The sequence below is a fragment of the Streptomyces sp. NPDC004539 genome (assembly GCF_040610055.1).
Taxonomy (GTDB): Bacteria; Actinomycetota; Actinomycetes; order Streptomycetales; family Streptomycetaceae; genus Streptomyces.
In genome coordinates this window covers 449,235-462,765 of record NZ_JBEXLS010000005.1, presented here as the reverse complement: position 1 = coordinate 462,765, position 13,531 = coordinate 449,235, and the positions used below count along the sequence as shown (strand labels likewise).

Genomic DNA, 13,531 nt, shown 5'->3' with positions numbered 1-13,531 from the left:
GGGAGAAAAACACCGGTCACGTGCGAAACCTCAGAGCTTCCCGACCCCTGCCCCCGCCGACACCGACGCCACCACGGACGACGCGGGCTCGGCGGTGTACCCGTACGGCGGCGCCGTGAACGACCCGGTCCGCGACACCTCGGTCGCGGCGCCCCCGAGATCGTTCCCGCGCAGATTCGCGTACCCGTCGACGTCACTGCTCTGACTCGTCGTCACCGCGATCTTCGTGTCCCGGAAGACGTTGTTCTCGACGAGCATCTGCGCGCCCATCCGCGAGTGCACGGCGGTCTCCGCGCCGGTGACGTAGTTGTCGTAGAAGTGCCCCGTCCCGAACCGCAGACTGGGGATGCGCGAGTACACGTTGCTGAACAGGTTGTGGTGGTACGTCACCCTCAAGTGCCCGGTGTCCTCGGCGGAGTTCTTGTCGCTGTGTCCGACGAGCGACCCCTTGTAGTGGTCCTTGAAGGTGTTCCAGGAGACCGTGACCAGGTCCGACCCGTGGTTGATGTCGAGCAGGCCGTCGTAGTGGTCCTTGTCGTGACTGCGGTCGGCGGAGAAGGAGTTGTGGTCGATCCACACCTTCGTCGAGCGCTGTACCTCGATGCCGTCGGCGGGAGCCAGCGGCTTGCTGATGGCGAGATTGCGGATCACGACGTTCGTGACGTTCTTCAGCCGCAGCCCGCCACCGGTGAACCCGGAGGCCGAACCGACGCCCAGCACGGTCGTGTTGGACCCGACGTCGACCTGACCGCTCAGTGTGATCAGGCCGTTGACCCGCACGACCTTCGCCGCGCCGCCGGTCACCGCCGACTTGAACGCGTCCAGGGTCGAGACGGTGACCGCGGAGGCGCTGCCGCCCCCGGTGGTGCCGGCGCCGAAGCCGACGGGTGAGGTGTCCGCCGCCCCGGCGGGGTGGGGAAGGGCGACGGCCAGGGCGGCGGTCAGCGCCGCGGCCAGCGAGGCCGGCACGGCGCTGCGGACAACGGAGTGCGTACGCATGTGGGGGCGTCCCTTCACGAGGACATGGCTGTGCATATCCCTGAACGAAATACGTGATGTTGAACGCTGGTGCGGGCGTGATGCGGCCTTTGGGTGGAACTGGGGAGCGGCTCGGTCACATCGCTGAACGGAACGTAGAGGGTAAGCGCTTTCTGGTCAACGCTTCGCGCAGAACGGTTCCGGCCACCTCCGAAAGTCCCGAAAGCGGCGTGGGAGCGCTTCCATGGCATGCCGTGTGCATGCCACCATGCGAATCAGACGCCTCATGAGAGGGGCGAGTCGATGCCGACTCCTCGCACGCGTGTGTCCCGAGGCGGAGTGCTCCCGCTCCTGCTCGCCGTCCTGGCCGCCCTGCTCCTGACCCCGGGTGCGGCCGTCGCGCGGGAAACGGCCGAGTCGCTTCCGCGGACGTTCGGTTGGACCTCGACCGGCCCGCTCCTGGGCCCGCGGCCGGACGCCGCCCACCCGGTCGTCGCCGTCAAGGACCCCACGGTCTTCCGGTACGGCGACCGCTGGCAGCTCTACTTCACGACCGCCGACACCGCCGGCCGCTGGAGCCTCGGCCACACCAGTTTCGAGAACTTCTCGGACGCGCGGACCGCCCCGCAGACGTACCTCGACACGAACCCGAACATCGGCGGCCGGTACGCAGCCGCGCCCCAGGTCTTCTTTTTCGCCCCGCAGGACACCTGGTACATGGTCTACCAGACCGGCCCGCCCTCCTACTCCACCAGCGACGACCCGTCGGACCCGCTGAGTTGGAGCGCACCCCGCGGCTTCTTCGCCGCCGAGCCCGACGTCGTCACCCAGCACAAGGGCGACGGCGGCTGGCTGGACTTCTGGACCATCTGCGACGACACCGACTGCTACCTGTTCTTCTCCGACGACAACGGCCACCAGTACCGCTCCCGCACCACCCTCGCCGAGTTCCCGAACGGCTTCCGCGACACGACGATCGTGCTGTCCGAGCCGAACCGCTTCGACCTGTTCGAGGCGAGCAACGTCTACCGGGTCGAGGGCACCGGCCAATACCTCATGCTCGTCGAGGCGCTGGCGACGGGAGCCGACTGGCGCCGCTACTTCCGCGCCTGGACCGCCGACCGCCTGGACGGCACCTGGACCCCGCTCGCGGACACCGTCGCGAACCCCTTCATCCGCTCGTCCAACGTCACCTTCGACCCCGAAGTCCCCGCCTGGACCAAGGACTTCAGCCACGGCGAGCTGATCCGCGACGGAGTCGACCAGACCCTCACGATCGACCCCTGCACGATGCGCTACCTCTACCAGGGCCTCGACCCCGCCGCGAGCGGCAGCTACTCCCAACTGCCCTGGCGCCTCGCCCTGTTGACACAGACGAACTCCACCTGCTGACCCCGTCCCCGAGCCGTGACCAGAAGGGACCGACCCGTGTCCACCCCCAACCCCCCGCGTACGACGCTGCGTTCGGCGCTCGCCGCGCTCGCCGTACTGCTGGCGGCACTGTTCCTCGCCCCGCCGCCCGCCTCCGCCGCACCGGTGCCGCCCGCGACCTTCACCGAGGTCACCGGCTTCGGCGCCAACCCCAGCAGCCTCCGCATGTGGGCCTACGCCCCGGCCAACGTCAGCGCGCACCCGGCGGTCGTCGTGGCCGTGCACTGGTGCGGGGGCTCCGCCACCGACATGTACAACGGCAGCGAGTACAAGTCCCTCGCGGACCAGTACGGCTTCGTCGTCGTGTACCCGTCGGTGACCCGCTCCAGCAAGTGCTGGGACGTCGCCTCCCCGCAGGCCCTCACACGCGGCGGCGGCAGCGACCCCGTCGGCATCAAGTCGATGGTCGACTGGGCCGTCACCACCTACGCGGCGGACACGAGCAAGGTCTTCGTCACCGGTATCTCCTCCGGCGCGATGATGACGAACGTCCTGCTCGGCGACTACCCGGACGTCTTCGCGGCCGGCGCCGCCTTCGCGGGCGTCCCCTTCGCCTGCTTCGCCACCACCAACGGCTCCGAGTGGAACAGCGACTGCGCGAACGGCACGATCATCCGCACCCCGCAGGCGTGGGGTGACCTCGTCCGGGGCGCCTACCCCGGCTACTCCGGCCCCCGGCCGCGTATGCAGGTCTGGCACGGAACCCAGGACGACGTCCTGCGCTACCCCAACTTCGGCGAGGAGATCAAGCAGTGGACCAACGTCCACGGCCTGACCCAGACCCCGTCCTTCACCGACTCACCCAACGGCTGGACCCGCACCCGCTACGGCTCCACCGGTGACCAGGCCCCCGTCGAGGCGATCAGCGTCCAGACCGGCCACAACGTGTACGCCGCCGGCATGGGCGCCCGCGCCCTCACCTTCTTCGGCCTCACCCCCGACCCCGGTCCGGGCACCCCCAACCCGCCCGCCGGACCCTGCAAGGTGACCTCCAGCGTCAGCGCCTGGAACACCGGCCTGACCAACTCCGTGACCCTCACCAACACCGCGACCACCGCGGTCAACGGCTGGCGGCTCACGTTCACCCTGCCCGCCGGCCAGACCATCACCAACGGCTGGGGCGCCACCTACGCGCCCGCCTCCGGAGCGGTGACGGCCACGAACGCGACGTACAACGCGGCCCTCGCGCCCGGCGCGTCCGTGACCATCGGCTATCAGGCCAACCACACCGGGAACGCCGCCGCACCGACCGGCTTCGCCCTCAACGGCACGGCCTGCTCGTAGAACTGATGGCTCGTCAAGGGACCGGGGCGCCTGTCGCAGGGCGCCCCGGCTCCGGCCGTCCGCCGGCGGGTCAGCCGTCCGCCGGTGCGACCGCCGGTGAACTGGCCCTGCTCGGCAGGTGGTTGAAGAGCAGGTTGAGGACGATCGCGGTGAGGCAGCCCGCGCTGATGCCGCTGTTCATGACCGTCTGGAACCAGTCGGGGAACTTCTCGTAGACCGTGGGAACCCCGACCGGCAGCAGGCCGACCGCGACCGACACGGCGACGACCGTCAGGTTGTGGTTGTCGCGGAAGTCGACCCCGGCGAGGGTCCGCAGACCGCTCGCCGCGACCGTCCCGAACATCACGAGCCCCGCCCCGCCCAGCACGGGCGCCGGTACGGCCGCGACCACCGCGCCCAGCTTCGGCAGCAGCCCGAGGACGACGAGCAGACCGCCCGCCGCCGCGACGACCCACCGGCTCTTCACCCGCGTCATCCCGACGAGGCCCACGTTCTGCGCGTACGCCGTGTACGGGAACGTGTTGAAGACACCGCCGAGCACGGTCGACAGGCCGTCCGCGCGCAACCCGTCCGCGAGCGAACTCTCCTTCACCTCACGGCCGGTGAGCTCGCCGACCGCGATCAGGTCACCGGTCGTCTCGGTCATCGTCACCAGCGCCACGACCAGCATGGAGATGATCGCCGACGCCTCGAACACGGGCGCCCCGAAGTGGAACGGCGTACTGATCCCCACCCAGTCCGCGTCCCCGACCCCGCCGAAGTCCGTGAACCCGAAGGGGACCGCGACCGCGAGCCCCACGGCGATCCCGGCGAGCACCGCGATCCGGGACAGGAACGGCGGCCCGAACCGCTGCACGGCGAGCACGACGGCGAGGACGAACGCGGCGAGCCCGATGTTCTTCGGCGCCCCGAAGTCCGCCGAACCCACCCCGCCCGCCGCCCAGTTGCCCGCGACCGGCAGCAGCGACAGACCGATGACCAGGATCACCGTCCCGGTGACCAGCGGCGGGAAGAACCGCAGCAGCTTCCCGAACACCGGTGCCAGCAGCACGATCGCGAGCCCCGCCACGATCACCGACCCGTAGATCGCGGGCAGTCCGCCACCCGTCGTCCCGATCAGCACCATCGGCGACACCGCCGCGAACGTACAGCCCTGCATGATCGGCAGCCGCACCCCGAACCGCCAGAACCCCACGCACTGGATCAGCGTCGCGATCCCGCACACCAGCAGATCGGCGGTGATCAGGTACGACAGGTCGGCCGCCGACAGCTTCATCGCCCCGCCGACGATCAGCGGGACGGCCACCGCGCCCGCGTACATCGCGAGCACGTGCTGGAGGCCGAAGGCGGCCAGGTGGCGTATCGGCGGCACCTCGTCTACGGGATGGACGGTCATGTGCACTCCTGAGCGGAAGGGGACGGAAAGCGACAGCACGTGACCGTAAAACGGTTGAACAGATTGTTGATGTCCGGGGTGTTGCCGCCATGTATCCCGTGCGCCGGGACCTACGACGCCTCGACCGTCAGGCGCTGCGGGCCACCGCCGCGCGCAGGGCCGCCCAGTCCGGCAGCTTCACCACGCCCCGCCCCAGCGACGCACCCCACGCCGCCTCCGCCCGCTCGATCGCCCGCCACCCCTCCCACCCGACCGGCTCCACCCCGCCGGCCAGCAACAACGGCAGCGGGTCCGGCAGTTGACGTGCCGTCACATCCGCCAGCAGCGAGGTCGCCGTCTCCTTCGCGCACGGCCGGTTCGTCCCGATCACCCCCGTCGGCCCCCGCTTGATCCACCCGGCGACGTACTCACCCGGCGACACCACGCCGTCCCGCAGCACCCGCCCGGCCGTATGCGGCACCGTGCCGAGCGCGTCGTCGAACGGCAGCCCCGCCAGCGGCACCCCCCGGTACCCGACCGACCGCAGCACCAACTCCGCCCCGATCTCCTCGAATTCACCCGTCCCCCGCACCCCGCCCGCCCCGCCTGCCCCGTCCGGCCCGTCTGGTCGCGTCCGCTCGAACCGCACCGCCGCCACCCGCCCCCGCTCGTCGGGCACGAGCGCGACCGGCCGCAGGAAGAACCGCAGCCGCACCCGGCGCCCCGCACCACCCGCGCCGGCCCGCGCCCACCCCCGCAGCACCTCCACGTTCCGCCGCTGCGCCGCCGCGAGCCCGGACGGGTCGCCGTACCCCGGATCGAGCGCCAACTCCCCCTCGTCCACCCCGACTTCGACCCCGGGCAGACCGCCCAGCTCCCGCAGCTCCTTCGTCGTGAACCGCGCCTGCGAAGGGCCGCGCCGGCCCACCATGTGGACCTCCCGCACCCCGCTGCCCGCCAGCGCGTCGAGCGCCGACTGCGGAATGTCGGTGGGGCTCAGTTCCGCCGCGCCGCGCGCGAGGATGCGCGTCACGTCCACCGCGACGTTCCCCACCCCGATCACGACGGCCGACCGGACGCCCGTCAGGAAACCGTCGGCGACGGCGTCGGGGTGCGCGCTGTACCAGGACACGAACTCGGTCGCCGACCAGCTCCCCGGCAGCTCCTCGCCGTCGATCCCGAGCCTGCGGTCGGTGGCCGCGCCGACGCAGTACACGACGGCGTCGTACATCCGGCGCAGTCGTACGACCGTCACACCGGACGGGCCGACCTCGACGCCCCCGAGGAAACGGACCCGGTCGTGCTCCAGGACCGTACGCAGGTTGTTCTGGAGGGACTTGATCTTCTCGTGGTCCGGGGCGACGCCGTAGCGGACGAGGCCGTAGGGGCACGGCAGCCGGTCCAGGACGTCCACGCGGACCTCGGGGTCGCGCTCCACCAGGCACTGGGCGGTGTAGACCCCGCTCGGCCCGGAACCGACGACGGCGACTCGCAGCACGGCGGAACTCCTCACGCGGGGGAGAACCTCCAGCATGACACCCGGCGGGCTGCGCTGACAGGGTGCCGGGCGGAACCGGTGTGCGTGTCTTTTCGTATGGAATGTGATGATGCGGTTACGTTGCGTGTGTGCTAGAAGCATCTTTTCTTAATCTTTCTGATCGCCCCGCCGAGGACGCCGAGGTGTCCGTGTGGCCCGCGTGGGAAGTGCGGGAGAGCGGCGGCGCGACCGCCTGGTACACCGTTCGCCTCGCCTTCCCCGACCGGGCGTGGGTCGAGGTCCTGGCGGTGCTGTCCGACGGCGCCGTCTCCATCGAGGACGTCCGGGCCCAGCCCGCGCTGTCCCTGATCGACCTGACCGTCCTCGCCGACTGGATCGAGGGCCCGCTGTTCGAGGTGTGCGGCGGGGAGGAGCCCGAGGAGGCCGGGCACCCCGGCCCGCGCCGGGCCCGGCCCGCCTGGCCGCGCGGCACCGAGGGACGTTGGCTCGTCGCCCAGGAGTACCGGGCCGCCCAGGAGGAGGGCGTCGACCCGGTCCTCGCGATCATGGACGCGACCGGGCACAGCAGACGCCGTTCCCTGCGGCTCATCGCGCAGGCCCGGGACGCCGGATACCTGACTCCACGTCATGTCAAGCGCTGAACAAGGCGGTTGACGCCGGCCGCAGCGCGCCGTTCAGCGGAGCATTCCGCGCATCCGGGCGATCTCACTGGTCTGCTGGGCGACGACGTCGTCCGCCATCTCCTCCGCCTGGATGTTGTTCCCCTGCGACTTGACGTCCGTCGCCATGGTGATCGCCCCCTCGTGGTGGGTGATCATCAGGGTGAGGAAGAGTTTGTCGAACGCCGCGCCCTTCGCCGCCCGCAACTGGGCGAGTTGGGCGTCGGTCGCCATCCCCGGCATCGCCTCGTGCCCCGCGTGACCCTGCGGCTCCTGCGGCTTCTTGTACGACGTCAGCCAGTCCCGCATGACCTCGATCTCCGGCTTCTGCGCGGCCGAGATCCGCTCCGCGAGCCCCTTCACGGACGCCGACTCCGAGCGCTCCGGCACCAGTTCGGTCATCTCCAGCGCCTGGGCGTGATGGACGATCATCATCTGCGCGTACGACACGTCCGCCGAGTTCGGGGTGTCGTCCTGGGCGCGGTGCTCGGCGGCCTCCTCGGCGGACATCGTGCGGTTCGCCTCGCCCGGCTTCCCCGGCACCAGCACCGAGGGCCCCGTGTCGCGCGCACCCTTCGGCCCGTCGTCCGCCCCCGAGTCGCAGCCGGCCAGAGCGAGCGCCAGCAGGGCGGCGGTGACCACGGACGCGCGGCGAAAGCGCACAACGACCTCCAGAAGCGGGCGAGTTGGAACGGCTGTGAACGTCCTAGCACGGATCTGTGCCCGGCTGATCGAAAAGTTATGTGACGAGCTTGTTGCCGTCTTTTGGTATGCGCATGACTAAGACGATACTTCGGGAGACCGTGAACCGTTCCGAGAGGGACGGCGACGAGGGAGGACACAGTGACCCTGTTGAAGGACCCCCGAACGCGGCGCAGACGTCTGGGAGTCATGGCGGGTGTGACCGGACTGCTCGCCACGCTGCTCACCGCGGCCCCGGCGCTCGCGATCCCCGACCCCGGGGACTCACCCACCGCGGAGCGGAAGGTGTCGCAGAGCGACCGGACCGACGTCGCCGAGGCGATAGCCGCCGGCGAGATACCCGGCGTCGGCGAGATCGTGCACTCGGCCAACATCAAGCACCTGGCGAACGTCCCCAAGGACGTCCTGCTCGACAAGAACTCCGACCTCGCCTTCCAGGGCAGGTACGCCTTCGCCGGCAACTACGACGGCTTCCGCATCTTCGACATCAGCAACCCGAAGGCGCCCCGGACCGTCTCCCAGGTGCTCTGCCCCGGCTCGCAGAACGACATCACCGTCGACGGCAACCTGCTGTTCGTGTCCACCGACTCCTCGCGCAGCGACAGCAGTTGCAACAGCACCACCCAGCCGGCGACCGAGAAGTCGTCCTGGGAGGGCATGAAGATCTTCGACATCACCGACAAGCGCAACCCGAAGTACGTGGCCGCCGTGGAGACCGCCTGCGGCTCGCACACCCACACCCTGGTGCCCGAGCGCAGGAACGTCTACATCTACGTCTCCTCGTACTCCCCGAACGCCGCCTACCCCGACTGCCAGCCCCCGCACGACGGCATCTCGGTCATCAAGGTGCCCCGCAACGCCCCCGAGAAGGCGGCCGTCGTCGGCTTCCCGGTGCTGTTCCCCGGCGAGGGCCCCGACGGCGGCGGCAACCCGGGCTCGCCCACCAACCCCGGAGTCTCCAAGACCACCGGCTGCCACGACATCACCGCCCTGCCCGAGCTGGACCTCGCGGCCGGCGCGTGCATGGGCGACGGCATCCTGCTGTCCATCAAGGACCCCGAGCACCCCAAGGTCATCGACCAGGTCCAGGACAACGTCAACTTCGCGTTCTGGCACTCCGCGACCTTCAACCAGAAGGCCAACAAGGTCGTCTTCACCGACGAGTTGGGCGGCGGCGGAGCGGCCACCTGCAACGCGGAGATCGGCCCGAACCGGGGCGCCGACGGCATCTACGACATCGTCGGCAAGGGCGACAAGCGCAAGCTCGTCTTCCGCAGCTACTACAAGATCCCCCGCCACCAGGCCAGCACCGAGAACTGCGTCGCCCACAACGGCTCGCTGATCCCGGTCAAGGGCCGCGACATCATGGTCCAGGCGTGGTACCAAGGCGGCGTCTCCGTCTGGGAGTTCACCGACTCCAGCCGGCCCAGGGAGATCGCCTACTTCGAGCGCGGCCCCGACAACGCCACCACGCTCACCAGCGGCGGCTCGTGGTCCGCGTACTACTACAACGGGTACATCTACTCGAACGACATCAGCAACGGCTTCGACGTCCTGCGGATCGACGACCGGCGCACCGATCCGGCCAAGTGGGTCCGGCTCGACGAGCTGAACGTCCAGACACAGCCGGACTATTTCGGCTGGTGATCCGTGTCGAAATAGCGTGACAGGTCGGGGTCGCGTGACCCGCCGGGCGTCTCGGTGCCCGGCGGGAACCCCTGCGCCCACTCCAGCCCGTACCGCGCGAACAGCTCCGCGCGCAGCGTCTCCAGCGTCAGCGGCACGTTCGGCAGCACCATCCCGTAGACGGCGCCCATGAGCTGCACGCGCAGCATCGGGTAGTCGGCGTCCACGTCCCGCGAGCCGTGCCGTACGACCGTGTCCCGCAGCAGCTCCGCCAGCCGGCGCTGCTCGGGACACTGCACGAACCCCTCCGCGTCCAGCAGCCCGGCCATGTGCTGGCGCATCAGCACGGTACGGTCCCGGGCCAGCCCCAGCACCGCGTCGATGGCCCGCGCCATCCGCTCCCCGCCGTCCTGCGTGCACGGCGCGCACTCCAGCGCCTCCTGCAACGTCCGGTGCATCAGCCGGTGCACGGCCGACTGCACGAGCTGACGCTTGCCCGGGAAGTAGTACGACACCAGCCCGCGCGCCGATCCGGCACGGTCCGCGATGTCCCCGAGCGTCGTCGCGTCGTACCCGCGCTCCCCGACCAGCTCCAGCGCCGCCCGCAGCAGCCGTTCCCGGGAACGCCGTCGCAATTCCTCATTGACCGATGCGCTGCGCGGGGACATCCTGTAACTCCTGCGTTGACTGGCCGGCAGCCAACTATAATCGACGCGGTGTGACCGGCCGTCACGTCCTGGGTCGGGTGATGCGGGGGATCGCCCGAACCAGGACGCGACAGCCGCCTCAGCCCACGAACTGGAGCAACGGCCGCAGCCCGTCCGGCCGTTCGGTCACCGGCAGATGGTCCACGAAGTGCACCCGGCAGCCCAGCGCCGCCGCCCCGCCGTCCGCCCTCCGGTCGTCCCCGACCATCACCGTCGCCCGCGGATCGACCCCCAGCGCCCCGCAGGCGATCGCGAACAGCTTCGACTCCGGCTTCTGCACGCCGTGTTCGAACGACAGGATGTACGCGTCGACGAGCCGGTCCAGACCGTGCGCGCGGAACACCGGACGCAGATCCCAGCCGATGTTGCTCACCACCCCCACCCGCACGTCCCGCTCCCGCAGCGCGCCCAGCACCTCGACCGCGTCCGGATACGGCGTCCAGGCGGCCGGCGTCATGTGCCGCTCGTACAGCGCGTCGTGGAGCGCGGGGTCGGGCAGCGGGACGAGCCGGGACAGACCCGTGTACGCCGCCCGGTGCGCCTCGGCGCTCTCGTCCCGCACCGCCCACACCTGCGCCAGCTCCTCCGGCACCCGCGCGCCCCCGCTGCCGCCGGGCAGCGCGCCCACCTCGTCCAGGGCGCGCGCGTACTCGGCCAACTCGGCGTCGGACAGCGTGAGTCCGGCGTCGTCGAGAACGGCGCGGAGCCAGGAGTCGGTGGACTCGATACGGAAGAGGGTCCCGGAGAAGTCGAACAGCACTGCGCTCATGCGCTGGACTCTACCCGGGGCGGTGTCCGGCGCAGGGCGCTTGACCTGGGGGTCAGTTGAGGGCGGCGGGCGGGGGAGTGCCGTAGAACGTGATCGCCGGCCAGCCCCTGGAGACCGCGAAGTCGCTGAGGAGGTCCGCGAGTTCGACGGGGTCGATGGCGCGGGCGTTGCCGCTCTGGATGTGGACGCTGAACTTCAGGGTCAGCATCTCGTCGGTGTCGGCGATGCTGGTGTCCCCGGTGAAGAGGGTGCCCGGCGGGAACGCGACGGTGGACGCCGTCTCCTGCGCGCTCGCCTGCGCGGTCGCGGCCTGGGCGGGCTGCGCTGCCGCCGCCGTACCGAGGACGGCACCCGCCGCGGTCGTGCCGGAATAGCCGAGAAGGGACCGTCTGGAGAGCTCGGACGGCTTGGAGAATGCGGACACTTGACCCCCTGTACGCAACGGCCTGCGGGAATCTCCCGGGCCGTGAGGGGGAGCGTAGGGGGGTGTGTGGGGCGGGAGTGGCTGAATACCCGCGTTCGTTTGTGAGGATCGGCGAGGTGGGCGGGGCGGGCGGGGCGTTGGTACGGGCGGGCAGGCGGGTCGGCGTTGTGGGCGGGGTGTTCGGTGTGGGGTCAGCGGCGTGGGTCGCCGGACAGCAGGCGGCGGTGTGCCTCGATCGCGAGGACGACGATCAGCGCGCCCAGCAGCCAGCCGCCGAGCACGTCCGTCGGCCAGTGCACGCCCAGCCAGATCCGGGTCAGGCCGACGCCGGCGACGGAGACGGCGGACACGGCGACCGCCGTGCGCCACACGACGCGCGAGCAGCCGTGCACGTGCAGGAGCCAGAGCAGCAGGCCGAACGCGACCGTCGCGGTGAGGGCGTGGCCCGAGGGGAACGCCGCGTAGTGCGCGGAGTCGAGCGGGTCCGGCCACACCGGGCGATCCCGGCCGACCGCGCTCTTCAGGGCCTGCTGGACGATCGTCCCCACCGCCGAGGCCACCGCGAGCCACACCGCGGTGCCCCACGCCTGCCACCGGACCACGAGACCGACGGCCACCGCGCCGAGCAGCAGGCGCATCGTCAGCGGGTCCCACACCCAGTCCGTGAGAATCCGCGACGCCTGCGTGACCGCGGGGGAGTCCACGGCCCAGCGGTGTGTGGTGCGTGACATATCACCGTCGGCGTCGATGACCGGCGTCCACTGCGCCCAGACCAGCGCGAGGAGCAGGGCGAAGGAGGTGCCGAGGAGGAGTGCGGCTCGGGTGGCCGCGGGGTGGGTCGGGGGGCGGGGCGGGGAGGCGAGAGGTGGGGGGTGCATGGGTCGATCCTCGCCGATGGGGGGTGGGAGAGGCGAACGGGGGTGGGAGGGGAGGTGGCGGTGGGGTGTCGGCGGGTGGGTGCGTGGGGTCGGTGAGGGGGGTGGGTGAGGGGCGGTTCGCCGACTGGTTTCGGTGGTGGTGCCGGTGTGGGGGCGCGGTGTTGGGGTGCGGTGTCCGGGTCAGCGCAGTGCGTGCAGGCCCGGGACCAGGGTGATGAGGACCGGGATCACCGGGACGAGGGTCGCGACCGCCGTGAGGCGCAGGCGGTGGGACGGGGGGAGGCGGTTCGGGGGAGTGAGGAGGCGGTCCACCCGCTGGGGGAGGTGCGCGTCCGGGGTCGGGGTGGGGCCGAACACGCCTCTGTCCTCGTTGAGTTCGACCAGCGCGAGCGCCGTGGTGAGCCGGCCGAAGCGGCGGGACGCCATGTCGTCGGCGGCGAGTTCGACCAGGCGGTGCATCTCGTCGCGGAACGCCGCGAACACCGGCACCTGCGGAAACCCGTTCGCCAGCGCGCCCGAGGCGTGCAGCAGCCAGTCGTGCCGCGCCTGCGCGTGCCCCTGCTCGTGGGCGCGCACGGCATCCAGCTGGCGCCCCTTGAGACGGCGCAACGCGGCGGTGGTGACGACGAGTTGGGGTGTCGCGCCGGGGAGGAACCAGGCGTCGGGGCGGTCGCCCTCCAGCACCACGAGCCGCTCGTCGCCCGGCCGCTCACCCGGCAACAGCGGTACCCGCAGCCGCAGTTCCGCACGCCGGGCCCGGCGTCGGCGCCGTCCGCGCACGATCTCCCGGACCAGCATCGCCCCGCTCCACAGCCCGGCGCACGCCAGCGACACCGCCGTCGCCGCCGCCCAAGGGCCCGTCGTCGTCAGGGCGTACGCCTCCACGACCGCGCGCGGTGCCGGGGCGAAGACATGACCGCGCACCGCCTGCCAGGCCGCCGCCGCGCTGAGCGTCATCGACAGCGCGCAGCACAGCAGCACCGCCGCGACCACACACTGCCAGGCCCACAGCGCGACCACCGGTTCCCGGTCCGGCCAGTCCGCCCGGGCCAGCAGCCGTGGAGCCGCGACGGCGGTCACGAAACCGAGCAGGAGGAGGACCGCGGGGACCGTCATGGGCAGCAGCCTATGAGGTGGGACACAGCGGGGAGGGCGGGGAGGGAGCGTGAAGTGGCGTAGATCACGATTGAAGTGCGGGGT

13 protein-coding genes are annotated in these 13,531 nt (G+C 71.1%); 4 read left to right on the top strand and 9 right to left on the bottom strand.

All coding sequences use genetic code 11. The annotated features are described in order from the left end of the window. Positions 1-30: 30 nt before the first annotated feature. Positions 31-999 (bottom strand): polysaccharide lyase family 1 protein, encoded by a 969-nt coding sequence (locus ABZX85_RS13880; protein WP_355866519.1) that lies wholly within the window; start codon positions 997-999, stop codon positions 31-33. Positions 1,000-1,281: 282 nt separating this feature from the next. On the opposite strand from ABZX85_RS13880, the gene ABZX85_RS13875 reads away from it, so the two are divergent. Further along, positions 1,282-2,370 carry a non-reducing end alpha-L-arabinofuranosidase family hydrolase gene (locus tag ABZX85_RS13875; RefSeq protein ID WP_355866516.1) on the top strand — a complete coding sequence of 363 codons (1,089 nt, stop codon included), beginning with the start codon at positions 1,282-1,284 and terminating at the stop codon, positions 2,368-2,370. A gap of 36 nt (positions 2,371-2,406) precedes the next feature. Then, positions 2,407-3,693 carry a PHB depolymerase family esterase gene (locus ABZX85_RS13870; RefSeq protein ID WP_355866513.1) on the top strand — a complete coding sequence of 429 codons (1,287 nt, stop codon included), beginning with the start codon at positions 2,407-2,409 and terminating at the stop codon, positions 3,691-3,693. 70 nt (positions 3,694-3,763) lie between these two features. Here ABZX85_RS13870 and ABZX85_RS13865 read toward each other — a convergent pair whose 3' ends face one another. Together ABZX85_RS13865 and ABZX85_RS13860 are read right to left on the bottom strand one after the other, a co-directional pair. Next, entirely contained in the window at positions 3,764-5,089 is a 1,326-nt protein-coding gene (locus ABZX85_RS13865) for a nucleobase:cation symporter-2 family protein (protein ID WP_355866510.1), read from the bottom strand. 127 nt (positions 5,090-5,216) lie between these two features. Next, positions 5,217-6,566 carry an FAD-dependent oxidoreductase gene (locus tag ABZX85_RS13860; RefSeq protein ID WP_355866507.1) on the bottom strand — a complete coding sequence of 450 codons (1,350 nt, stop codon included), beginning with the start codon at positions 6,564-6,566 and terminating at the stop codon, positions 5,217-5,219. Between the two features lie 182 nt (positions 6,567-6,748). On the opposite strand from ABZX85_RS13860, the gene ABZX85_RS13855 reads away from it, so the two are divergent. Then, positions 6,749-7,207, top strand: coding sequence for a DUF6214 family protein (locus tag ABZX85_RS13855; RefSeq protein ID WP_355866717.1), 459 nt, complete (start codon positions 6,749-6,751; stop codon positions 7,205-7,207). A 33-nt stretch (positions 7,208-7,240) separates the two neighbouring features. On the opposite strand, the gene ABZX85_RS13850 is transcribed toward ABZX85_RS13855, so the two are convergent. Next, on the bottom strand, positions 7,241-7,888 hold the full coding sequence (locus tag ABZX85_RS13850) for a DUF305 domain-containing protein (RefSeq protein ID WP_355866504.1): 648 nt from the start codon (positions 7,886-7,888) through the stop codon (positions 7,241-7,243). Between the two features lie 180 nt (positions 7,889-8,068). Here ABZX85_RS13850 and ABZX85_RS13845 point away from each other — a divergent pair, with 180 nt between their 5' ends. Then, positions 8,069-9,574, top strand: a complete 1,506-nt coding sequence (locus ABZX85_RS13845; RefSeq protein WP_355866501.1) for a hypothetical protein — start codon at positions 8,069-8,071, stop codon at positions 9,572-9,574. Here the strand turns inward: ABZX85_RS13845 and ABZX85_RS13840 are convergent. The 5 genes from ABZX85_RS13840 to ABZX85_RS13820 all read right to left on the bottom strand — a co-directional run bounded on the left by ABZX85_RS13840 (position 9,559) and on the right by ABZX85_RS13820 (position 13,447). Then, the gene (locus ABZX85_RS13840; RefSeq protein WP_355866498.1) at positions 9,559-10,221 is read right to left on the bottom strand and encodes a helix-turn-helix domain-containing protein; all 663 of its coding nucleotides are present in this window, start codon (positions 10,219-10,221) and stop codon (positions 9,559-9,561) included. The genes ABZX85_RS13845 and ABZX85_RS13840 overlap by 16 nt on opposite strands. 118 nt (positions 10,222-10,339) lie before the next feature. Then, positions 10,340-11,029 carry an HAD family hydrolase gene (locus ABZX85_RS13835; protein WP_355866495.1) on the bottom strand — a complete coding sequence of 230 codons (690 nt, stop codon included), beginning with the start codon at positions 11,027-11,029 and terminating at the stop codon, positions 10,340-10,342. Between the two features lie 52 nt (positions 11,030-11,081). Further along, on the bottom strand, positions 11,082-11,453 hold the full coding sequence (locus ABZX85_RS13830; RefSeq protein ID WP_355866492.1) for a twin-arginine translocation signal domain-containing protein: 372 nt from the start codon (positions 11,451-11,453) through the stop codon (positions 11,082-11,084). Positions 11,454-11,644: 191 nt separating this feature from the next. After that, complete coding sequence (locus tag ABZX85_RS13825; RefSeq protein WP_355866488.1) at positions 11,645-12,331, bottom strand: phosphatase PAP2 family protein; 687 nt, start codon at positions 12,329-12,331, stop codon at positions 11,645-11,647. A gap of 180 nt (positions 12,332-12,511) precedes the next feature. Then, the gene (locus ABZX85_RS13820; protein WP_355866486.1) at positions 12,512-13,447 is read right to left on the bottom strand and encodes a M56 family metallopeptidase; all 936 of its coding nucleotides are present in this window, start codon (positions 13,445-13,447) and stop codon (positions 12,512-12,514) included. Positions 13,448-13,531: the final 84 nt, after the last annotated feature.